The 25,171-nt window shown below is 36.6% G+C and carries 17 protein-coding genes; all 17 read right to left on the reverse strand.

What is annotated here, in order from left to right; all coding sequences use genetic code 11:
- Positions 1-2 precede the first annotated feature (2 nt).
- The 17 genes from ACZ5N5_RS19545 to ACZ5N5_RS19625 all read right to left on the reverse strand — a co-directional run bounded on the left by ACZ5N5_RS19545 (position 3) and on the right by ACZ5N5_RS19625 (position 25,043).
- Positions 3-1,763, reverse strand: a complete 1,761-nt coding sequence (locus ACZ5N5_RS19545) for a heparinase II/III domain-containing protein (RefSeq protein ID WP_464372960.1) — start codon at positions 1,761-1,763, stop codon at positions 3-5.
- Complete coding sequence (locus tag ACZ5N5_RS19550) at positions 1,763-3,370, reverse strand: response regulator transcription factor (protein WP_464373801.1); 1,608 nt, start codon at positions 3,368-3,370, stop codon at positions 1,763-1,765. Before ACZ5N5_RS19550 ends, ACZ5N5_RS19545 begins: the two co-directional genes overlap by 1 nt.
- On the reverse strand, positions 3,357-5,174 hold the full coding sequence (locus ACZ5N5_RS19555; protein ID WP_109983650.1) for a sensor histidine kinase: 1,818 nt from the start codon (positions 5,172-5,174) through the stop codon (positions 3,357-3,359). The genes ACZ5N5_RS19550 and ACZ5N5_RS19555 overlap by 14 nt, the downstream gene beginning before the upstream one ends.
- Positions 5,175-5,283: 109 nt before the next feature.
- A complete protein-coding gene (locus tag ACZ5N5_RS19560) occupies positions 5,284-6,651 on the reverse strand; it encodes an ABC transporter substrate-binding protein (RefSeq protein ID WP_109983651.1) in 1,368 nt (455 codons plus the stop codon).
- Between the two features lie 128 nt (positions 6,652-6,779).
- Positions 6,780-7,607: a carbohydrate ABC transporter permease gene (locus ACZ5N5_RS19565; protein ID WP_109983652.1), complete on the reverse strand. Its 828-nt coding sequence runs from the start codon at positions 7,605-7,607 to the stop codon at positions 6,780-6,782.
- Positions 7,608-7,622: 15 nt separating this feature from the next.
- Positions 7,623-8,555 carry a carbohydrate ABC transporter permease gene (locus tag ACZ5N5_RS19570; protein WP_464372961.1) on the reverse strand — a complete coding sequence of 311 codons (933 nt, stop codon included), beginning with the start codon at positions 8,553-8,555 and terminating at the stop codon, positions 7,623-7,625.
- On the reverse strand, positions 8,545-9,240 hold the full coding sequence (locus tag ACZ5N5_RS19575) for a YesL family protein (RefSeq protein ID WP_464372962.1): 696 nt from the start codon (positions 9,238-9,240) through the stop codon (positions 8,545-8,547). Before ACZ5N5_RS19575 ends, ACZ5N5_RS19570 begins: the two co-directional genes overlap by 11 nt.
- Positions 9,241-9,359: 119 nt before the next feature.
- Entirely contained in the window at positions 9,360-12,728 is a 3,369-nt protein-coding gene (locus ACZ5N5_RS19580; protein ID WP_464367870.1) for a glycoside hydrolase family 30 protein, read from the reverse strand.
- Positions 12,729-12,788: 60 nt separating this feature from the next.
- Positions 12,789-15,572 (reverse strand): FIMAH domain-containing protein, encoded by a 2,784-nt coding sequence (locus ACZ5N5_RS19585; RefSeq protein WP_464372963.1) that lies wholly within the window; start codon positions 15,570-15,572, stop codon positions 12,789-12,791.
- A 112-nt stretch (positions 15,573-15,684) separates the two neighbouring features.
- The gene (locus ACZ5N5_RS19590) at positions 15,685-19,137 is read right to left on the reverse strand and encodes a glycoside hydrolase (RefSeq protein WP_464372964.1); all 3,453 of its coding nucleotides are present in this window, start codon (positions 19,135-19,137) and stop codon (positions 15,685-15,687) included.
- Positions 19,138-19,166: 29 nt separating this feature from the next.
- On the reverse strand, positions 19,167-19,793 hold the full coding sequence (locus tag ACZ5N5_RS19595) for a YesL family protein (RefSeq protein ID WP_109983658.1): 627 nt from the start codon (positions 19,791-19,793) through the stop codon (positions 19,167-19,169).
- Positions 19,794-19,807: 14 nt separating this feature from the next.
- Positions 19,808-20,692: a carbohydrate ABC transporter permease gene (locus ACZ5N5_RS19600; RefSeq protein WP_054787240.1), complete on the reverse strand. Its 885-nt coding sequence runs from the start codon at positions 20,690-20,692 to the stop codon at positions 19,808-19,810.
- Complete coding sequence (locus ACZ5N5_RS19605; protein ID WP_464367866.1) at positions 20,685-21,566, reverse strand: carbohydrate ABC transporter permease; 882 nt, start codon at positions 21,564-21,566, stop codon at positions 20,685-20,687. Before ACZ5N5_RS19605 ends, ACZ5N5_RS19600 begins: the two co-directional genes overlap by 8 nt.
- A gap of 78 nt (positions 21,567-21,644) precedes the next feature.
- Positions 21,645-22,925 carry an ABC transporter substrate-binding protein gene (locus ACZ5N5_RS19610; RefSeq protein WP_464372965.1) on the reverse strand — a complete coding sequence of 427 codons (1,281 nt, stop codon included), beginning with the start codon at positions 22,923-22,925 and terminating at the stop codon, positions 21,645-21,647.
- 231 nt (positions 22,926-23,156) lie between these two features.
- Complete coding sequence (locus ACZ5N5_RS19615) at positions 23,157-23,948, reverse strand: mechanosensitive ion channel family protein (RefSeq protein ID WP_054787235.1); 792 nt, start codon at positions 23,946-23,948, stop codon at positions 23,157-23,159.
- Between the two features lie 188 nt (positions 23,949-24,136).
- On the reverse strand, positions 24,137-24,523 hold the full coding sequence (locus tag ACZ5N5_RS19620; protein WP_464372966.1) for a hypothetical protein: 387 nt from the start codon (positions 24,521-24,523) through the stop codon (positions 24,137-24,139).
- 4 nt (positions 24,524-24,527) lie between these two features.
- Positions 24,528-25,043, reverse strand: a complete 516-nt coding sequence (locus tag ACZ5N5_RS19625) for an acyl-CoA thioesterase (protein ID WP_054859792.1) — start codon at positions 25,041-25,043, stop codon at positions 24,528-24,530.
- Between the last annotated feature and the right edge of the window lie 128 nt (positions 25,044-25,171).

The raw sequence follows: 25,171 nt of genomic DNA on the forward strand, positions 1-25,171 counted from the left end.
TTTTAACAAAATTCTAATGTGAATATAACCTCTATTTCTTGCTCCAAATCCACTAACGGAAATTGAACACGGAGAAACCCTTCCTGCTCTCCTTGATGATTAGTAAAAAATTGTTGCTCAATGATCGGAGTAAGCTGAGAATCGAATATAAATTTTAATGATTGCTCCTCCCCTTCGAATAAAATATAATCATCAAATAGTCGATAGCTTCTGTCTTCTAAAATAAAACTTTCGATAATGGAGCTTGGTTGTTTCTTAAACTGAAATACATCCGTTAGGAAAAGTCTTGGTTTAGCTGTTTTCTTCCAATGAAATCGTCTATTGTATGCTAATAGAGTAGGTTCTGGATATGTCTGTTCTAGAGCTAATTGCCATATATCCTCATCCTTCGAAAAATCTGATTTCAGTGGAATAGCTTTATATTCTTTACCATCACGCTGAAATTTTCCATTAATAATCGGAATCGAATGCCCTGCTGCACTTGTACAAATAAAGTCATAGCGTTTATCGTTAAAATAGTCTTTATGGTACTGCCCTGCTCCTAAATCCTTTAGAAAAATTTCATTCCCACCAAGCAAAATAAAGTGGCCGATATCATTATGATTATGTGGTTCTGCATTATGTCCACCTTTTGCGGCAAAAGCATATATGCTTATTCTTGAAAGAAATATCATCGATTCATCAAATAAAACCGTCTTCTCTGGCCAATTATTCCCCGGTAATTTAGAATCGTACCAGCTAAGCTCACGAAAAGCAGGTGCCCATCTTCCACAATGATCAATGATTTGAAATTGACCATGCTCTCGTGCAGGAAGATGAATGTCATTCCATTTATGATATAAATAATGACTGAAACCTAGCATTGGTTTGGCCATCGGTATAGCATCTGAAAAATTCACGACAAAATTGCTTGATAGAAAAATATTTTGTTGAAATTGAGCAATTTTATGTACCTTATCCCTTGATAATAAGCGAGACGTTTCTCCAGTCGCTTGTTCATATAAATCTAGAAAATAGAGAAAATATCCAAACCCGTATTGCCAATAGCTGTATCCCTCTGTACATGCACCATCCTCTTCAAACCCTTGCAAATAGCATTCCATTGTTTGGAAGACTCGTGCTAGGATCGAGCGAAGCACGCTCCTATCTGATACCAAATATAAAGCGGCAGCCCCTATCGATCCTGCACAAACTGCTGCCCAATTATGAGTTGCCTCCTCCCACTCATATGGTCCATTGTCTAAATAGATTGCAATCACTCTTCGATCGATTTCGATTTTGATCTTTTCGATTAAAAATGGATCTAATCTATCTTGAAAAATATGATGAATCTCCGCTAGAGTAAAGGCTGTCTCCGCTGCAAATAAGTCAATGGAATAATGTAACGATTGTGAAATTCGATAGTCTTCATAGGTCTGCCCCTCCCGCTCCATATGTAAATGAGCTGGTAGACACCAGGTAAACTCCTGACAAATTTGCCAAATTTGATTTTCTAACTCCTCTATATAAATAGACTCATTAGGGTGTAAATAGCTAAGTAATCCAAAGGTAGTTAATCTCTTTCTTCGATCAAAATATTCGCTCTCAAAAAGCTGTCGATCACCGTTCTTGTGAAAGTGTTGAAACGATTGAAAGGAGGGCTCCTTCGCTCGATTTGTCAGGAAACATTCCGCTTCTTTTTCTATAAAAGCTAGCATTTCTTTAGGTAATTTACTAGGATTTATCGGTTTTTTTTTCCAGATTCCTTGTTTATTTATTTCCATTATGATTGTAGGACTCCTTGTAAAAGTTTGTTCCGGTATTCTAAGGGAGTGCAACCAGTTTGCTTTTTAAATATCTTAATGAAATAGCTTTGGTTATCATAGCCTAATCGCTCACAAATTTGACCAATGGGATCTGTTGTGAATTCTAATAATTCCTTTGCACGTTGGATTTTTTGTTGTTTAATATATTCCACAAATGTAATATTCATTTCTTTTTTAAATAAGCGACTAAAATAACTTGGGTTTAAGTAAAGGTGATCTGCCACTTCATCCAAAGAAAATTTCGATTCAATATTACTAGAAACATAATAGCATGCACTAAGTACATCCTTGTGATAAGCGCTTTTTAATAAATGCTCTGAAGCGCCAAGACAGTTTATTAAATATTGAAGAACATATTCCTTTAACTCTTCCAAGGAAGCAATCATTAAAATATCCTTTTGGATTGCCTCTGCTTGATAATTGGATGGATAGTAATGAACAGAACTCAACTTCATTTTCAGCTCTAATAACATTCTTAAAAATCCTTCTTTGACTGTTTCAGGATCACAATCTTCCTTTTGACAGTAGAGAGACCAATGATGGATTTGTCTTTCTAATTCGGATCGATCCCGTTGAAAAATAGCCTTCTTCATTCGACTAATGATCTCCTGATAGAATTGTAACATTTCACTTCTATTGTTTTTGCTTGACGCTTTGCTCAGTTTTTGCTTATCTGTAATGCTATTTTGTTTTAAATAGAACAATTGCTTATCACTATTGACTAAGTAATGAATTTCCTTTTTTATTTGGTAAACAGGCTTATTGTCCCCGATTAAAAAAGTGATTTGAATATGCAAAAACTGATTGATTGCTTGTTGGATTTTATTCAACAATACTCGTAAATCATCAAAATAATTCCGCTTAATATTATTAGAATTAGGGTATAAAAGAACCCCCTTGTTCTGTTCATAATGGATAAACAATGCATGTGTTTCCTGCTTGAGAATCATTTCCTCTGCAATATTTTGAATCGCAAATAACAAGGTTTCCTCTGATACATAGTTGTTTTTTACAATATAAAAATGGTTGATAAGAAATAGAACAGGAATATAGTACTTGTCTTGTTGTAGGCGTTCTTGATGAAATCGATTGGATGCACCTTGAATAAATTCTTTTAACAGTCTTTGGTTTTCTAAGTCATGATTTTGATTTACCTGGTGTCGAAGACGCTGCACCTCACCTTTTTGATATTTTTCATTATCTAAACGTTCCTTACATATACGTAATATATTTTGTAAATCTTCTGGATCAAGTGTTTCTTTCAGCACATAATCTTGAACATTTAATTTTAGTGCTTTTTGCGCATAATTAAATTCATTATGACAAGAGATAATAGCGACCTGTAAATTAGTTTTTAGTTCTTTTAATTTTTGCGTTAATTCGATCCCATCCATTTTAGGCATTCCAATATCTGTGATGAGAATATCTGGCATCTCCTTTTTAGCAGATTCATAGGCACTCATGCCGTTGTCGTGGGTACTAATTAGTTTGAGACCTAATTTGTCCCAATCTACCACCTCTGTCAGAAATTCAATGGTAGGAAAATCGTCATCAACTAACATCACCTTGTACAATACCATCACCCTCCAAAGGAATTTTTATGCTAATCGTTGTGCCTTCTCCAATTTGACTGCGTATTTCCATCGATGGTCTCAGAGGAAATGTCAAATGTAGACGTTCATAGACATTTGCTAAACCAATACTAGAGAGTCCTTTATTGGATTTATACTTTACTTTTGGTTTGATGAAAGACTTCTGAACTTTTTCCAATGTTTCCGGATCCATTCCTATTCCGTTGTCTTGAATCAAAATCTCTAATTCACCCTCTTCAACCCTTGTCTTTAATAGAATCCTTCCATTACTCTGATGAAACCCGTGGATAATCGCATTTTCTATTAGAGGCTGTAGGATAAACCGCGGTATCATCACTTCCGTGCTTGGTTGATCCATTTCTTTTAGGAGGTTCACCTTATGCTTTTGTCTCATATTCATTAAATGAACGTAATCACTAATTAGACTAATTTCATCAGCAACCGTTATCATATCATGGTTATTATCTATCGTTCCTCTTAATAACTTCGACAAAGATTGAATCATGATAGCGCTGTCTTTATCACCGAACTTTAACACTTTCATCCTAATGGAATTTAATACATTAAATAAGAAATGTGGATTAATTTGAGCTTGAAGCATAGCAAGCTCTGCCTGTCTTTTTCTCCTCTGTGTATTTCTCACTTCTTCAATCATTCCATTAATTCGTTCAATCATTTGATTTAAGGACCGGGAAAACTTTCCGATTTCATCATGGCTTTTCACCTCTGCACGTACTGTTAGATCACCAGTTTGCACTTGTTTCACTACTTTATCTAAATGACCTAGTGGTTTTGTAATACGTTTCATTAAAAAGGCTAATAGCACAAAAAATATGGCGAATGAAATAGATAAAAACGAAAAAACCTTTGAAAATACGGCATTGATATTGGATGTCGCTTGCTTATATGGAATGATTGAAACAAGACTCCAACCATTAAAGGAAAGTTTCTTAGTCGTCAATAAATGCTTTTTCTCTTTCCAATCAATAATAGTAGAGGTATCCTTGTTCGTAAGCTGTTCTCTAATCTCCAGTTTTTCTCCAATTTGATCAGCATTTTGTGTAGATAATATCGTCTGATTCTGATCAACTAAAAGGATCTGTTCTTGATTATTTTTGTTTTGTAAAATATTTCTGATTTTCGTTTCAAGTAGTGTAACGACCACATAGCCATATATCTGTTGATTGGTGTCTCTTAGGGTTCTCGCTACAGATAACTGAAATGGGTGATTCAGTTGGTCATAAGCGAATTCAGTTGATTCCACTCCCACCCATAAGGATTGATAGCCTCTAATTTGTTGCAAGTCTTCAAACCAATCCTTCTTGAATATTTCCATTGGATTATATTCCGTAACAGAATAATTCGTATAATACTTTCCATTTGTTAGCAATATCGTAACATAGGATTTCTCCCCCAATTGTGTAATGTTTTCAATCGTTTTTCGAACGAGCCGATCCTCCATATATGCTTCATACGTATGGCTATCTTCTCCACTTCCATCTCTTGCTTTACTTTTTAACACGGCATTGATTTCTGTATCGATCTGAACAAAATTGGAGACATTCATTAAATCCTCTAATATTTTCGTTACATTCTCATTTACTAAATTGATTTCTTTTTTGGCATTCATAATTGCTTGCTCTTCCACCGCATCTCTCGTTAAGTATGTATAAAAGGAAAGACATACGAGGACAGGAATGCCGATACATAAAAAGGATGCAAAAAATACCTTAGAACGAAAAGAAGGAGACGCCAATCTCCGAAAATTCACCATCATTTGTTCACTCCTCTAGGAAAGAAAGGGTGGGGAAAGGTCGGGAGAAAACGTCCCTATACTAATTGTAATCGCTTTTATATTTTATTGCTATCATACTGTTTTTTTTAGATTACTGGTTATTGGCTATTATTTCTTTCGCTTTCTCATGCATTGCCTGTATCGTTTGATCTATATCCTGTTCTTCGTAAATCAGTTTTTCGTATTCATCATTCACCATTTGGTAGATTTCTGCTTGATACGAAACTGGTGCAATAAGCTTGGATGACTTGGCATTTTTTAATACCGTAATTAATGCTTCTTTATCGACTTTTTCTGGATTATTCGTATCTGCTAAAATCGTGTCAACAATCCCTTCTAGTTCACTATCTTCCACACCATTCCATGATGGAATATTCTTCCCTTGTACTAATTGACCTTCTGTTGTGTACCAACGGATAAATTGATAGGCTGCTTCTTTGTGCTCCGAGCTTGATGCTACAGCCATATAATCTGTTGTGACAGGAGTATACCCACCTTCTGAATTTTCGTCATTTTTCGGATATGGCGCAACTCCAACATTAAATTCTAATGGAAATTGATCGGTACCACCTAATTCTGTATTCATCCAACTCCCAATTAATACTAGGCTGGAATCTTGATTAAAGAATTGATCCCTATAATGCAATTTCTGTGACATAATATCCGTATATGGTGTCGCTGATTGATCTTCTTTTTCCATTTGCCAACGCAATTCTAGTGTTTTACGAAAAAGTGGATGTTCAAAATTAGAAGAACCATCTTCCTTAATAAAACCTGTTTCCTCTTCTTCACTTGCTAAAGCGAGCTTCATATATTCCATCCAACCACCATTTTGAGGCCCATGGAAAAATGTTCCGTAGTGATCGTCTGTCGTTAATTTCTTCGCATAATCGGCAAACTCATCCCAAGTCCAATCTGTCGGCATCTCTAATCCAGCTTCTTCTAAATGATCTTTATTCACTAATACATACCATGGATTAAACTTTCCTGGTAAAGCATAATAGCTTTCATTCAGTTTTGTGTTCACTTTATATTCCTCGCTTACTTCAAATCCTTCTTCCTCAATAAATTCATCAATCGGAGCTACCATACCTAAATCTACTCTTTCTGCATAGGATGCTGGATCACTGAACATCAGAACATCTAGCTGTTCACCAGAGGATGCGGCTAAATCTAATTTTTGCAATGCTTCATTTGTATCCCCTTTTTCACTGAGCACAACTAGTTCCACATTAATATTTGGATAAGCCTCTTCAAATGCTGGAATGGTTTCTGACCAGTTGTAGCTTGCTTCGTTTCCATGTGTATGGAACTTGATCGTTACCTCCCCATCTTCTTCATTTGATTGATTACCATTGGCTGAATCGTTTGAATCGGTTTCCTCTGTATTACAGCCAACCAACATACCGATAAGTATAAACATACTAAATAAGACCCACAAAACTTTTTTTTGCATCATTCTACCCCCTCTATTTTATGAAAACCCTTTCATGCTATTAGCTTAACAAAATTCAATTTTATCGACATACTCATTTTTTTACCTATGACAGCACTATTTTGACATTCAATGAATACTTGTGAAAATACTTAACCTTTTACACCCCCTAATGCAATTCCATCGATAACATGTTTTTGACCTAATATGAAGACAATCAATAACGGTAATATTGCAGATACAGCTGCTGCCATAATTAGTGTATAGAAGCTTCCATTAATCGTGGTAAACTTCTGCATAGCTAATTGGATCGTATATAATGCATCTGTTCTTAAGAATATCAGTGGATTTTGGTAATCATTCCATGTCCAAATAAACCGCAAAATAGCATATGTGGCAACAGCTGGTCTAACAATTGGCAAAGCTATCTTCCAAAATATTCGCCAGTGTCCTGCCCCATCTATCTTCGCTGCATCAATAAAGTCTTGATGGATTCCCATAAAGAACTGCCTAAGCATAAATGTACCTAAAACACTAAAGCTTCCGAGTAGGATTAAGCCTAGGTGACTATCAAATAATCCAATAAAACGATATAAAATGAATTGTGGTACTAAACTTGCTTGTGGTGGTACCATATAAGTTGCTAATACGATAATAAATAGCCATCCACCAGCCGGGAAGCGAACCTTCGAGAAGCCATAGGCAGCTAGTGAAGAAACGACAACTGATAAAGCAGTTGTGAGAACAGCTACTTTAATCGAATTCCAATAATAAAGATAAAATGGATGCTCTCCAAACCATACTTCTTTATAATTCTCTACCGCATTCCATCTTGAAGGAATCCATTCTATTGGAAATTTAAACACATCTGCCTCTATCTTCAAAGAGGTAGAGAGCATCCAAATAAAGGGTAATAAAAATGCTATACTACAAAACAATAAGACAATCGTACTTACTAATTTTTTTATGTTTAACGTCATTCTACACACCTACCTTTAATAATTCACCCATTTTTTCTGCCCCAACCATTGTAAGATCGTAATTGTGAATACAAAAATAAATAAAACAACTGCAATTGCGGAAGCATAACCAATTTCTAAGTTAAGAAATGCCATCTCATATAAATGCCAGACGAGCATCGTAGTAGAATTTAATGGTCCACCTTGTGTAAGGACAGCTATTAAATCAAATACCTTAAATGTTGCAATAATCCCTGTTATTAATAGAAAGAACGACGTTGGTGAGATTAAAGGAAAAGTAATATTACGAAACTTGTACCATGTATTTGCCCCATCGATATCTGCAGCTTCATATAGTTCTTTGGGTATAGATTGGAGCCCAGCTATATAAACTATCAAATTAAACCCAATTGAAATCCAAATATGGATAATCATTACGGAAATAAGGGCAAAATTCGGATCCGAAATCCATGTTGGTGGATTTTCAATACCGAATGACATTAATACTTGATTAATTGGACCTTGTGACGGATGAAACAACACTTGCCATACAACGGCAATAGCCACAACACTTGAAATATATGGCATGAAAAACGCTACCTTAAAATAGCTTTTTAAATAAACATGCTTGTCAATAATGATAGCCAAACATAATGCAACAAGCATCGTAATAGGTACGGTAAAAATAAAAATAGCATTATTAACAACAGATTGAATAAATTTCTTGTCCCCGAGTAGTTCAGAAAAGTTCTCTAAACCTACCCATTTTAAATTTTCAATGCCTTGAACAAATTTCCAATCTGCAAATGCTAATATAAATGTTGCAATAATAGGAAATAAAACGATAATCGAAACCCCTATTAACATTGGGGAAACAAATAGAAAACCTGCTAGATTTTCACTTTTTTCTATTTTACTTTTCTTTTTACGCTGTGTAGATTGGGAAGTCCAATTTACTTCACTTGCCATGTAAGACACCTCTTTCCTCGATTGGTTGGATTCTAATCGGTTCCTTTATTTGATATTTTTTCATTCGCTTAAATGCCAGCTGTGTGAAGTACATTGCAATAAAGGAGAGACCACTTCCTAAAAATAAAAATGACAAACCTGGAATAACCAGACATACAAATAAAAAACCCCAAATCGTCATAAGCATCCAAAAGGTTTGTAAAGGAAATAATGTCCCAATTTGAATCGCAGCTTTTATTTGTTGATAGATTTTTCTTTTAGCTGAAACCAGTAGGCCAAAAACATATAACAAAACTACGATACCTAGAATAAAGACGGTTGCACTACTACTTAAAATGACATAATAGATAAAACCACTAAAATTCTGTACTAATGAAAAATCAATGTAAAGAGCAATTCCGCTTAATAGGACGAAGCTTCCAATTATATTGCTTTGAATAAAATATTGCTTATATGCACCCCAATATTCTTTCCACACTACAAAATCGTCCTCACGATCTATCCATTTTTTATTGATCGCAAACATGGCTGTAATGGCTGGAAAGATTCCTGCTATAATCCCACCTATTATAGTAAAAATAAACGCTAAAATGTTGAGATAGGCCAATCGATATATCCAATCACATAGCCTAAAAATTCCACTAGTTGTATGGAATTGCATGTCGTTCACCTTCTTTCCTACCATTCATTTTAAGCGTTTTCAACAAGGGGTTATAGCTCTATTTTTACTTTTATCATGTGCATTTTTACTTATATAGCTAAAACACACTAGGAATTCCTTAAAAGGATCCTAGTGTGTTTTCCTTACTTTTTCTTTAATTCTGCTATTGCATCATCTAATGAGCTCCTTGCTTCAGCCACATCTAAAATAGTAGATTGAGGATTTTTTAATACCCTTTTGGCATGTAACAATGCTTTATGGAATATCTTCCAGCTTTGTTTCGTATATTCTTTACGATTTTTATCTTTGTGAGTATCGTAAAGCTCTTGTAATTCTGCTTTATCGACTTCGATCTTATTTTTTCCTGTGATGATATCCATACCATCAAAGGTAAATTCGCCTGCTTTTATATAAACTTTTGCAGAATGCTCCTGATCCTTTAAGCCCCTAATGGAATAAGAGGTTTGACGATCACCTTTTGCCTGTATTCGATAATCATCATCTACTAAAACACCATCAATATAAACATCAACTATGGAATCCGAGGTAGCACCAAACAAATTGAATCCAGAGCCATTAAAATGAAAGATCATACTACTATTACTTATTTTATCTGAACCATCTGATATAGGGTCATTGGTTTCTACTTCTGCTTTTGTAAAACTAGTCCAGCCATCCTTAGCAACTACTCGTAATGTGTGTTCTCTTTCCTCTAGATTTTCAGCAGACCACACCATTTTTTCCATACTGCTATTGTTTAAGTAGTTCCCTTCAGCAACTAATTTACCGTCCAAATAAATATCTGCTTTTCCATTGTTTGGATTTGCCTCACCGTATAATCGAATGCCATGACCTTTGAACTTAATTTCAAATGCTTCGCCATCCGAACCCCATGCATTATTGCTATTGGATGACCAATCACCCTGATAATACACCTTGTTTAAGTCCCCTTGTTGCTTAGCAATATCTTGATGCGTGATCGTCACTCCATTCCAGACAGGAATCTCTGTACCTGCGCGCATGAGTGTACGATTAAAATGGCCGTACCCTGATTGTAAAAACTCCCAGTCTCCAATATAGCTAATTGGATTCCATTTATCTTTTTGACTTAATGCTTCTTCCTCTGAATTCATTTTCTTACCTTGTGCATTATCATATTTTTCAGAGGTATAGGTATATCTTTTCAATTTATCGATATGCAAATTATCAAATAATGTCTGATAATATCCTGAACCAATGGCTACTCTACCAGCCATTACCGTTGCATCCTCATCTATAAAGCTATCAATTTCTTTACCATCTAAGTAAAGCGTAAAATTATTCTCTTTTGCCTCAAAAGCTAAATGATGCCATTCTTTATTATTAAAGCCTTTCAGGGTACCACTTTTTTCAATATTTCCTAATTTCCATAATTCATATCGACCATCTGCATAGATACGAGCATTATAAGGTGCAGAGGAATCGGACCATGCTGATTTCACCTGGCGTAAACCAATCAACACATAGTTTTCTCTACCTTCTACTTGCTGTGTATCGGTATCCAATAAAAAGTCAAAGGAGGCCTTATAATTTACCCAACGGAAATCCCCTAATACGGTATGTGGATTGACGTCAGCTGCTGATCCGTCTTCTCCTCCCCAGACGGACCATTCTGCTCCAATCATATCTGGAGTAATTTTTTGCATGAGCATATTTCCATGTGGTTCTGCATTTGGAATATCACGGTTAAGTTTTGTCTCTTTAGTAACCACTTCAAATGCACCGATTTGATCAGTTGTATACCTTGGAGTACCCCCTCGACGTTCTACATAATCTCTACCTTTTTCATCAATGGAATAATCGTCATATTCAAAATTATCCTTATAAGGTAAAGGCATGATGGTATCTTCGGTTAAATCTACTGGATTAGATTGATAGGTGAAATCACTAACCTCTGATTCCTTATCTAATGTAGATATCGTGACAATCGAATATGGCTTGACCTCTACTTCATAGGTGCCCTCTTTTGGTGTGATAACATCTATATTTTGAAGCCAATTTTCATCATAACTTTCATCCTTATCTGGTCCGCGTGTTTCCCAAACGTATACAGGGGCGTTTTGCTTATTACTTAAATTCTTTGTCTGAATCTTGTATTTACGTGTTAGATTCGTGTTGTTGGCAAATACAGTTGTATAATCATCTGTCTTCGGATCCTTTAAAGTTAAATAGTTATGGGTACTTGTATCAACATCTACCCCTCCATCAAAAAATTCACCATCACTATATGTCGCGTCCTCGACGTACATCCAACGTTCATTTTCCTTTGTTGATGGGTCGTCTTGTTCAACAAAATTCATGACATGACGGACCCCCGTTATACCACCATCTACTTCATAAAAGCCTGACCATGGATCAAATGCGCTGATCAGGTGCTTAGGATTGTATTGGGCACCTTGATAAAAAGCTGCTACAGCAGGTTGAAAATCAAAGGATACCGCATTCAGTGGATAATTTCCTGCTCCGGTCCAGGAGTAAACGGAAATGATACGAGATGTTACGTCTATAATCCCAGCCCTTCCTCCAAGCCCATGATATTGTGGCTCCATGTTATCTCGGTATCGAGCATTAATCATTGGGGCAATTCCTTCCGAAACCCATAATTCCTTTGGTTGTTTACCTTCTGCTATTAATTGCTCTTGCAACTGATTTAATTCACCAGATCCAGTTAATCCATAGTGGCTACTAATCACATCAATCTCATCGATTAAATCAGGCTCGTCAAGTAATACTTGACTAATTGAAGATGTGTCACGATAACCATCTGCCGCTACTAATTTTAAATGCTTATAATCTGATTCATAGTTTGGCTCTTGTTTAATCTTTGAAGTAAAATATTTCAACCATTCTACTTCTACTCTTCCGTTTCCATTAATAGCTCTTTCATTCTGTGAGATTCCAATATAGTCTAGTTTAAAGCCATATTCTTCATATACTGCATCTATCGTTTGTTTATACCATTGATAGCGATTTTCAAAATTGCCATCTTTGGCACCATTCCAAGTCCAACGTGGCTCACCCCATCGTAAGATTTCAGTCGTTATATTAGGATTAATCGATTTCGCATCTGCAGCAAATTGAAATCCTGCTCCTCTTCTGACATTTGCTGGTTCGTTCTCCTTTCGTTTTGTTGCAGGTTCGGTTCCTGACGAAGAATTCACATCTGCACCTAATTCAATCTTTACATGAGCAAGGCCAGCACCTGTATCTGGATTAAATAAGTGATTCATTATTTCCCAATACTTATCTGGATGTTCTTCTTTATAATCCAATAGTAATCGTGATGTATTGTTGGCAGTGACGACACCAAAGCCTTTGAAGCGATGGTAATCATTGACCTTTTCTCCATCGATCGTAATTGTTTGGACATCTTGATCTGCTTTCACATCATCCTTCTCGAACACGGTAACAGCAATAATGATAATCATGATAGAAGCGAATACCCAGATTCGTTTCTTATTCCTTCTCCCCATCAAATCTCCCTTTCTATTCGCATAATTGCATACGCCTACAAGTAAAGTTTATAACTCTAGCTATTCCTTCCATTGCTCTATTAATTTTTCGCTATATTTTTTTAAATCCTCTTGTGCCTCACTCGATATATTGTCAGCATTATTATTCAAATGCTTAAGGAAATCCTCTAGACTTTTGATTGCTTGGTTCCACTTGTTTTTTTCATAATGCTTTTCTGCTACTGTTAATCGATTATTTAATATTTTGTAGCTTGGTTTGGCTATTTCTTCTGATTTTACGTAATCACTTAATGCCATTCTCAATGAATCGATGGAAATCATTTCTTCTCTTTCAACTGCTAGCCATGCTAGAACCGGATCACTTCCACCTACTTTACTAACACTAATTTGTACGTCATCAGCCTGTTCTAATTCAAATTGAAGTCTTTCTTGGTGGGCTTTTGTGTCTTTATTTGTTGTGAATTCTACCGAATCTAGCACATGACCAGTAGAATCTATGGCAGAGAACTTCATATTTCGTGTAGCACCCCACCATTCCTTGTAACCTGAAATAACTGTATATTTCCCCGGCTCTAAATTTATTTTGTAATCGATACTTTTATCGGCATGTGCCCACCAGCCACTATCATAAATATTGGTAGAGTCGGAAGTGCGAGAACCAATATCTGTCCCAATGATTCCTGTATAACCCCAATTGCCATCATACTCTTGATCAGGGACATTATTGATAAGCTGATCACCTAATCTTTTCTTAACAGCCTGAAAAAAAGGATCCTCTGTTGCAGCACCATGAATAAAATAATTGGTATCCTGATTAATTACATCTACGGTTGCAGTTACTTCAAAACCATCAGCCATCGTCCCTGTAATCTTTTCTGAGTGATAAGGGGTAAAATCTATATCATTTGTTAGCCAATTAACTGATTCTGTCACCGTTTCACCAATCGCATTCTTTACTTCAAGTGTTTCTGGTAAACCTGAAGCACCTTCATCGGCAGTGACGGCGAATTCGGTTGGACCAACCACAGATACAATCGTATCTGGTTCTATAAGATTATACGTTTCTGTTAATATACCGCTCGACTCTTCCCCGTCTACATAAGAAACCGCCTTTAGCGTTGTCTCGCCATAGGTTAGTGCAATCGGTTCCTCATATAATGTACTGTTCTCCGTTGGTTCAGAACCGTCCGTCGTATAGTAGATACGGGCATTACTATCTGGACTAGTGAGTGTAATAGATTGTTCCGATGGATAGGTTTCCCCTTCCTTATTAACTACAGGTAATGCAGCAATTTCTCTATCTAGATTATTCGCATAAACCTGCATCTCTAGTAACCCATTTTCCCAGCTAGCCGTAGAATTATCATTATGGGCATTTTTTACGGCTGTCACATCTATCTTTACATAACGATATTTACCTTCTAACTGGTTGCTTTTAAAACCAGTCATTTTATTCTGGGATTCGTCCGCAAGCAACGTCCAATCTTTATTATTATTGCTACCTTGTACTGTATATTGATAGTATGCCTCTGAACCATTGAATTGCTTGAAGCTAAAGTCAACACGGGCTAAATCATACACTTTTTCTAAATCAATCGTTGCAGACCATGGTACTTTATTTTGTTGATAATATTTCGTGTCTGGACTCCAAGTATCTGGTTCAAAATAATGACCATCATTTATATAACGTAGTAACTTTCCTTCAATAACATTATCTTCCCCAAAGACAGGCTTACCTTCTGATACATTCGTTACATTAGGATGGACAAATTTCCCTGTATCAGAATCCATATACCAGCCAGGTTCATATTCCATTGTCATTGTCTTTGTTTCATGATTTATTTCAAGTGGTAGCCAAACATAGGTGGAGAATCCGATCGAATCAGGCTTCCAACGATCTCCCATATAAACATATTGAGAGCTGCCATCTTTGGCTTTTACCTCCATAATATTCGTTGGTTGACTATAAAAAGTCGTATTATTTCCTACTGGTTGAAGCTTAGCCCAACCTTCGGGGTTACTAATATCTGTTGTGTAGGAATACATTGCCTGGTTAGGATACCATCCAGATTGTCCTGAGGTGATGATATAATAAATGCCATTTGCTTTAATTAAAGCTGGGGCCTCTCTTCTTTGACCTGTAAATAATAAATAAGATTCATCCACTACCACATTAGTACTATCTTCCGTAAGTGGATAAACTCTCATGTTCTCATGATCTTGTGTACTAATTAAATATCCTTCTCCCGTATCTGGATCTTGGAATACATTGAAATCACGTGAAGTAAAACCACCAGGTCTGAAATTATGATGGATCGTATAATGTCCGTCAATAGTATCCGAAGAAGCGATCAGCAACCGGGAAGCAGTATAATTTTCTCCATTTTCCCAATGGGCAAATAAGACAAATTTTTCGCTATCTTCATCGTAAATAAGCTTCGGACGTTCCATATTAAAATTACCTGTTTCTGGATCCACTAGACCAGGTGATTCATCTGTGTTTTCTCCTGGATTTGTTTCATCTGAAAGAATCGTTTTAACGAATTTCCAATTTAATAAATCCTTTGAACGATAAAGATTAGCTCCATGTGTATCGTGTGTATTATCAGATTTGTCTTCGCCAATCCAGTAATACCAGCCATCATATTCAAGAAAACCTCCACCATGTGCTTGAATATGATTTCCATCCGTATCATTCCAAATTTCCCCTACCGGAACACCTTGGTAATTAGTAGTAGCTGAGGAAGTAGCTAAGCTTGCTGCAATAGATATCGGGACAATTCCGCTAAACATTAGCATTAAAACCGTAGACAAAAATATTTTTTTTGCTTTTAAGTCTTTCATTTTCCACTCCTCCTCTTGTTTTTGAATCATTAAGTGGTTACACACTTTAGGTATGGGGCTAGCCATCGCACTAGCCCCAGCTTGATTTAAGCTAGTCTCAGTGAATGGCTTTCTATTTTTTTTCTAATTCGGCTACTATTTCGTCAACATAATGGCTAATCTCTTGAATGATACTCTCAGAAACATGCTTCCGATTTTTGTTGCTCGTTAAATGTTTTTGAAAATTTTCTAGACTCTTAATGGTTTGCTTTAACTTATTATCCCGATAATGTTGTTCCGCTTGCCTAAGTCTATTACTCATTACTTTTACCATAGATCCAGAGATTTCTCCTGATTCGACATTACTGTTAAATAAGGCTGTTAACCCTGCAATCGTCCCTTTTCCATCATCGGGGTTTTGCTTTACAGTAAAATGTACTTGATACGTATTGGTATTCTCTTGGTCTTCGGAAGTAACGATTATCGATGCTTTCCCTGGGACAGAGTCTGGTAAAACTACTTCATATGTCGCAAACAAATCTGTAGGTGTTACGATAATAGATGGGATGTCGGTTTCTTTTTCCACTTCTAATTCATAAGTGAATTGGTCTGATCGGAAGCCTTCTAGCTTTTCCTCGTTAACTAAAATATTAGTTAATGTGGCATCCTCGCCTATTATAGGACTATCCCCTACGCCCATTACCTCCATTTCAACGACAGCAATACACGTTTCAGGCATTGCCTTTAGCTGTGCTCTAATCTTTGATGTGGTTATTTCATCAAAGGTTATCGTTTTTTCATCCTTATCTTCTATGATTGCGTCCGAATTTTTGATTTTTGTCCAGTCGGAGCCATTCCAATATTCTAGATATAAGGATTCTGGTGGTCTTGTTCCACCTTCATCGTCGTAAAAGGTAAATCTCACTTCGGAAATTGCTTCTGTCTTACCAAAGTCTATTTGTATCCAGTCCTTTTCACGCCATTCATTTGGATCCCAATTTGTCCACCTATTACTGGAGTAATCTCCATCATTAATTCGATCCACATCATCCCATTGACCTGTAAAAGAGGCACTAGCAGCCGGGTACTCCTCGACATTTTCTTGGAGTGCTATATTTTCGATAGCAGCCTCCCTTACTTGTACTTTAGCGATTACCTTTTGGGTGCTACCAGTGACGAAACCATGTACCGTAAATTGTCCAAGTTCATCATATTTGGCTTGATCTATTTCCTCCCAATCTACAGGAACATTAATTTTTTCCCCAATTGCTAGCTGTGTTTCAACAAAGGATGGTAAGGAGGGTGCATTACCGATAACTGTTTTTAATTTTGGTTCTGTCACATTTACTATCTCACTTACATATACGATAGCCTTTGCTTTTAAATCTGTTCCCGAAACCTTACCTTCCACGGTAAATTTCCCTTCCTTTTCATATTGGTCAGAAGATATCTCCTTCCAGATTACTTTTTCCTCCACAATATCTCCATTACCATAATGTGCGATTACTGCTTCAGGTAAGCGTGGAGCTTTGTTAATACTTGTCCAAATTGTGGTGTCTTCTAATTTAGTAATGCCTGCCTCAAAAATTCTCCATGCCTGATTTGCACCTGCATTAGCCTTCCAAACACCTGCTGAGGCTCCTTCTTCTTTTGATTGGCCACCTATTTCTAGTAACGTTCTGCTTTTTACATTGATAAACATATATTCCTCTTTACCAGTAGTAGAGATAATCCATTGCTGAGCCCCCGTTCCACTATCCTCAGCTAGTATGACTTTTCCGTCTTGGTGGGTTAACACTTGATTTGTTTCCTTATTCACGATTCGGTATTTTTCCATCGTCGTATAGCTATCCGTTATCTTTTCAATTTTCCATTCCTGACTAACCTTTCCTCGTTCTGTTGAGTACTGAACAGCTTTTTCCTTTTCTACATCTAATACCTTTTGACTGTGCTTATTTTCTAGTTTAAACACTTTATTATCTGATAAGTATACTTCCTCCTTCTTCACCCCAGAGACATCAGAAATAACAAATGTTGTAACCGACTTTGGTGCTACAGATGTGATAAGCTGATCATTTTCAACCTGTATTGTTTCTCCTTGTGTGAGATTACTGTCAGCTGACGTAGTATATGGCACGGCAGAAGCTGACTGTTTTACCACATCAAATCCTGAGAGGTCGATGTCGATCTTTTCAGCGTTTTCGGTATGATTGGTATAAACGACAACCGCTTCCTGATTTTCCTTATTAATGGCTGCTAGTGTATTGTTATTATCTGTATTAATAACGTTATAGCCTGGTCGAATAAACTTCGAATAATTTGCCATCGTGTAATATTTTTTATTTTTGTGCCATTCTAGCTCGTCAAAATTATCAGGGTCAAAGTCCACTTGAATGAGACCCCAATTCGAATTTTCATTGTCTTCATTCATGTTTATTTGGTCTTCAATAGCTTGCCAAAGCACCCAAGCTCGAGGCTCTAAATTCATAATATCCGATGCAATACGTTCTGATAACTCCAATCCTGGTTCGATATGATCAAAATCCTGTGGGACACTTCCTCCTAAGTCCACTTCTGACATCCATAGACGCTTCTTCTCGCCCTTGGCTAGATCACGGACAGCGGTTCTTTCACCAGGCCAGTATGTGTGTACATTCATCTGACCTACATTTTCCTTTGTCGTTACATCGTATTGCTCCCAATTCTGTCTGAATTTTTGTGGATTTGTTTCATCCATTGCAGATACGACAGTTCCTAATTGTAGCTCCTTTAGTTGTTCACTTACTTCCTTAATGATTTTCTCCTGGGATTCTGGTGACCAATTCGATCCTTCCTGTCTACCTAAGGCACCCCAATAGCCTGTATTAGGCTCATTAACAGGGGATAATGTATGAATATCTATACCTTTTTCTTCTTCTAAATATTGGACTACTCGAGTCAAATAAATGGCGAATTCTTCAAATTTATCTCGTTGGAGGTTATCCTCCCAGGAATCAAAGTTTCCTGAAGTGTACCCACTATTCGTCATAAAATATGGCGGAGAATTAGAAAACGCTTCAAATAAATTAGCTCCTCTTTTCTTTGCGGCTTCTAACCACCATTGTTGATTTTGGTCTTTATCCCAGTCCCAATGGTCGGGGTTATTTGGATCCCACCAATCATCTGGTTCTTCCCAATCGTCTCCTGCATTTTCTGGTGGGCTATATTCTGCTGGTCGATTCCAATATCCTGGTACGGCACCACCAAGACGCATATATGGCTCTGTTTCTGGTGAATCCTCTCCACCGATGTTATAACGTGCAATATTAAAGTTTAAACCATCCTCTCCAAATAGCGCATCTGCTAGTTCATTTTTTATGTGATCAGGCCAGCCTCCTGTGATGTTAGCAAACCATACCAATGCCGTCCCCCAGCCTTCAAAGGATTTATGCTGATAACTAGGATCTAATTTGATCATCGTTTTCACCTCCCCCTCTTCTTTAATGGGGCTTTGCTGTGCGTTTATACGAATAGGGTGCTGAATGATACTTAACAGCAATAGAAAAATACCTCCTAAAGCGATTGTTTTTCTTAATGATAATTTCAACTTAATTCATCCTTTCTGCATTCATTACACTAAGCACTCTTCCCTTCTACTTGCTCAAGCTTTCTGAAAATATTAGAAGCAATATACATCGTCACTAAACTTGTCATACTTCCTGAAAAAAATGGGATTAATCCAGGTAATAAAAGAAATAATAGACAGATTAATAGAATCGAAAAAGCTAAAGCTAACATGTGAAATGGATGACTGATAACGATCATGGCAGAGTATTTAAGGTAGTGAAAAATAGATAGCTTAGCGTGACTAAATAAAGGAAATGACATACAGATAATCAATATGAAGTAACAAGTCGTAACGAGAGTAATCACTTGAAATAAATCACCTATCACCCCCTCTAACCCGCTTATTAACAGATAGTAGACAGATAAAAGATAAACAAGGATTAAATGTGTGTATACTAATAAATTTGCTTGAAAGAAATTTTTCTTAAAATTGTGCCAAAAAACTTGAAAAACTGGCACCTCTTCCTTTTCTAAGATCCATTTTCTGCTCACGGAAAACATCGCCAAAGTTGCAGGCCCAAATCCGAGAAACACCAATCCAATAAGAGTAAATAAGAACCATAGAATATTTAGATAGGTTAGCTTCATCACCCATTCACAACAATTGTACAATCCATTCAAATTAACCTTCTTCATTTCGCCCACCCCTATTATCCTTTTAAAGACCCACCGATCTTAATACCTGATAAGATATACTTTTGTAAAAATAAGAACAAAAGGAGTGGTGGTATCAATGCAGTTAAAGAAGCAGCGAACAAGATTCCATAATCCGTTATACCGTCTCTTTCCCCCTGCAATGAGTATAGCCCTAATTGTAATGGGAATTTATCTGGGTCACTTAAATAAATCAAAGGACCGAGAAAATCATTCCAGTGGAAATTAAAGGTCATAATACCAATTGTTACCATAATAGGCAAGCAGAGTGGGGCAATAATTTTCCATAAAATCTGAAAGGAATTTGCCCCATCCATGTAAGCTGATTCATCTAGCTCCTTAGGTAAAGTCTTGATGAACTGTCGAATCAAAAATATATTAAACGGAACACCAAAGGCACTTGGTACAATTAAAGGCAAATAAGTATTCACCCACCCTAATTCAGAGAATAATAGGAATTGGGGAACGAGTGTAACTTGTTCAGGAATCATCATGGTAGCCAAAACGATTAAAAATAGTGGTCCATTTAATGGTGATTTAAATCTAGCAAAACCATAAGCAACAAAGAAAGAAGAGGCAAGAACAAAAATAATATTAAATGCGACAATGATCATACTGTTCCATGCATAGGAAACCATTGGAAAACTTGATAACATATTGATATAGTTCTGCCACATGAATGTCTCCGGGATCCATTGAATAGGAACAGTAAAAATTTCCCCATTAGGTTTTAAGGATCCTGATAATGTCCAAACAAGTGGGAGCATAAATACGATGGTACCACCAATTAAAAGAATGTACTTTATCATTAACAGAACTAGTCTGCTTTTATGCTGTTTGTTCGTGTCCCTCATCGGAACTGCGACTTGACCATTATTCATAATCGTAATACACCCACCTTTTGGATAAATATAAATTCAAGATGGTAATCATTAATATAATGACAAACATAATCCAAGCTAATGCAGATGCATAGCCCATTTGAAAATATTCAAATGCATTGTGATAGAGGTGAATCATCAAGGTATCGGTCCAAGCAGGATCGAGGCCTGGAATAATCATTGGCTCGATAAACATTTTTAGTGTTCCGATAATTTCCATTGTTGCAACAAACAATACAGCTGGACTAATCGCCGGAAATGTTATGGACCAGAACTTGCGGAATGGAGAAGCTCCATCCATTTCTGCAGCCTCATGTAATTCCTTTGGCACACTAGATAAGGCAGGTAAAAAGATCAGTAAGCTTCCTCCAACACCCCATAGCTTGACAAGCACAACGGTTGGCTTTGCCCAATTCGGATCACTTGACCAACCAGGTCCATCTATCCCGACTAAAGAGAGCATGGCATTAACTAAACCAACATTCTGCCCGTTAACCCCAGGTGCTAACATATAATTCCAAAGCAACAGAATCGCCACACCACCAAAAATGGCTGGTAAATAAAAAGCTGTTCGAAATATCATAATCCCGGGAATTGCTCGTAATAGAAGTAAAGAAATCATTAGCCCAAGAAAAACATGTAAGGGAACTCCTAAAATAGTGTAATAAATCGTATTCCACAATGAGCTCCAAAATCTGTCGTTTGAGACAAGCTCGATATAATTACTTATACCAATCCAAGTATGTGGTGATAAGATATCATATTCGGTGAAGCTTAAATAAAGTGATACGAGCATTGGACCTGCTGTAAAAACTAAAAAACCAAATATCCATGGCGAAACGTATAATAAGAACTGCTTTCGTTCATTTCTCACAGCCATTCCCCCTTCTAGCATGTCAAGATCAAACTTGGTTTAGGATCTTCCTTATCCTAAACCAAGTAGAACAATGGATTAATCCTTCAATTTTTGAAGAAGTGCTTCCACTTCGGATTTCACTCCTGGCATAACCTCTTCAATTGGCTGATCTAAATCAACCATTTTACTCATCCCTTCTTGAACGATTCGATTAATCTCTCCCCATTCTGACGTCACTTGAGGAGGATAAGCTCCTTCAAGGGAAGTGAGCATCATTTCAAAGTTTTCTGGTGCCTTACCACCTAAGTCTAAATATAGATCAGATTCGGCAATTTCTTTATTTGTTGGAGTATCACCATGCTCTTGTGCTAATATTTTTTGCGCCTCTTCCCCTGTCCAGAACTTGATTACCTCCCATGCTGCATCTTTCACCTTCGAGTCCTTCGCCATGTGAAATGCATTAGAAAAGATTGGGGTGGCATCTTGAGAACCGGCTGGGGCTGTCGTCATATCCCAATCGAACTCCTTAATATTTGCTTGGCTGCTTAATATGTGCCATGGTCCATCAATCATCATCGCTATTTTGCCACTCGTCCATAGGTCAATGCCTTCAGGAATCTGTGTGGAACTTGGTGCTATGTCTTTATCCCATGTAACTTCTTTCATGAATTCAATTGCTTTCCGTGATTCAGGGGAATCTAAATGAAAGGCATCTTTTTCCTCATTCAATACTCCTCCACCAAATGATTGTAACGTTTGCGATGTACTTGCCCACCAGCCTCCAATAGGATTCATACCGAAGATACCTTCTTCTGGATTTGCTATTTTCTCACCGGCCTTCACTACATCATCCCATGTCCAATTTTCATTTGGATATTCTAAATCATGTTGATCAAATAAGTCTTTATTATAGAGCATAATGACAGACCCTACGCGTAATGGTAAGCCATACACCTTTTCATCATGTGTATATGCATCAATTGCTACAGGATAAAATTGATCTAAATCCAAACCATCCTCTTCAATGTATGGTGTGAGATCCTCTAACACACCTCTTGAGGCAAATTGATAGGATTCCTCGGCAAATTGAATGACGTCATATGGTGTTTTCGCAGACATCATAACTGTTTGCTTCTGTGAGTATTCTTCACCATCTGGAAGGTTAACTAACTCTACCTCTATTTCTGGATGGACTTTTTTAAATTCCTCGTTTATTGCTTCCATCCTTTTTTTATCAAAATCCCCTCCCCAATAACTAAATGTTACCTTTGTAGTATCACTATCTGTTTCAGAAGAGGATGGATCAGCATTACCGTTACAACCAACCGCAATAAGCATGAGAAATATAAGCATGAACAACAAATAAAGACGTTTCATCGAAGCACCCCTTTTTGGATATAATTTCGCCAAGTCTTTTATAAACTTGTAGCAATTAAATGACTATACCTCCTCCCCTCAATTGATAACGCTTACATTATTTCATAGTTATTTAGCGGTTTTTACGCTTATATTGACTTTCTTTACTATTATTTTTACAAGTCCCACTTGCTAGCTGTTTAAAAACGGAAAAAGGACTGCCATATGAATGGCAGTCCTCCGTGTCTATAGTTATTCATTTGTTACATGTACATCCATTTGTGGATATGGGATCGAGATGTTTTCTTGATCAAACCTTGTTTTTACTTGTTCCAAAATGTCGAAATGTACGTCCCAATAATCTTCTGCATTTACCCAAACCCTTACTGTATATTCCACCGCACTATCACCATGTGCAGATAGACGAATAAATGGTTCTGGATCCTGTAATATCGCTTGGTGACTATGTACCACACTCTCTAATGTTTGAATAACATGCTTCGTATCTGCTTCATATCCAACTCCGAACTTAAAATCGACCCGACGCGTACTGTTTACTGAATAATTGACAATACCTGCGTTTGATAAATTACCATTTGGAATAAAGATCACTTTATTATCTGGTGTAATCAATTCTGTATATAAGATTTGAATCGCCTTTACTGTTCCATTATATCCTGCTCCCTCAATGTAATCACCTACTCGGAATGGGCGAACGGTAAGTAATAATACACCACCGGCCAAGTTAGCTAATGAGCCTTGGAACGCTAAACCAATTGCTAAACCTGCCGCACCAATCACTGCAACAAATGAAGCAGTCGGATATCCTAAGATATTAACGACAGATATAAGCAGTAAAATTTTTAAAATTGCACTAACTAATGATTGCAGAAATGGCTTTAAACTTTCATCTAATTTAGAGCGTTCTAATTGTTTTCCTACAATCCGAACAATGAATTTAATCACAATTAGTCCGACAATAAGTGTAATAAGTGCAAATAAAATAATCCTTCCATATTCAATGACTACGTTCATCCAATCCATTCTCTCCATCTCCTTTACTATTGGATTTCTTACCATTATTATATAGAATTCGGTTGATGTCCAATCTTTTTGGCTATTTTAACTCGAAAATTGTGAAAACATTGATACTTTTGACGAAATATAGCAATTCAATAAAAAATCCCCCATCCTTTTTAAGACAAAGGAATGAGGGATTTTGTCATTATTCATTATTTCACTACAACTGGTCCTACCAAAAACTCTGGACTACTACCAATTGCTAGTCTACAAACATTTTCATAGCTAATCGCTTGATGTTTCTTTAATAACTGTTTGACAACAGAAAAACTTGGATCTTGCTTCAGTTTATTGATTTCATCCTGATAAATGGAAAGCACATAGCTTTCCTCTGGTTCAGGGGTAAAATCCTGACAATCTTCATCCAATAGAAAACAACCAAAATATTGTAGTCCGTATTGCAATTGTCTTGTTAATTTAATTGCATTGATAAGTTGTTGATATTGTACTGGATAATTTTTTTGTAAATCGTTAATGGATCCTTTAGCATCCTTCAATTCTTGAAAACTAGAAGTAACAATCATGATTTCTTCCTCCATCCTATTAGTCCCAAGGTTTATCAATTAAGAGCTTCGCCACTAATGCATTGTTTTGTTCTCTTTTTAGGTTTCTAATTTTTACACGTTCACTGCCTGTTTCATATAGGTATTTCTCTTCTTCTGTTTCTGGTATTACTTGTGGAACTTTCACTGGCTTTCTATTTTCATCTAATGCAACAAACGTTAAAAAGGCAGTTGCTGCAAAGCGCCTATTACCTGTTTCTAAATCCTCTGCAATGACTTTACAAAATATTTCCATTGAGCTTTTACCAGTATAAGTGACAAATGATTCAATACAAACTGAATCTGATTGAAAAATCGGTGCGATAAAATTCACTGAATCGGTTGAAGCAGTAACACATTCCTTAATGCGAGAATGCCTTCTTGCCGATAAAGTGGCACAGGCATCCATTTTTTTCATCAGAACTCCGCCGAATAAGGAGTTATAATTATTTAAATCATTTATAAGAACTTGATCTGTTTGGACAACACGAGTATCTTTCATTTTCTTTGATTCCATTTTACTCATCCCCTATTTTTATCCTTCTATCCTCGCTCCATTTATGATTATAACGCCAACTATTTCGATAAGTACAATGCCGATCACTTATCATCTATATAACAAAATCGTATGGAAGCGAACACAAA

It is taken from the genome of Gracilibacillus sp. JCM 18966 (assembly GCF_055392695.1).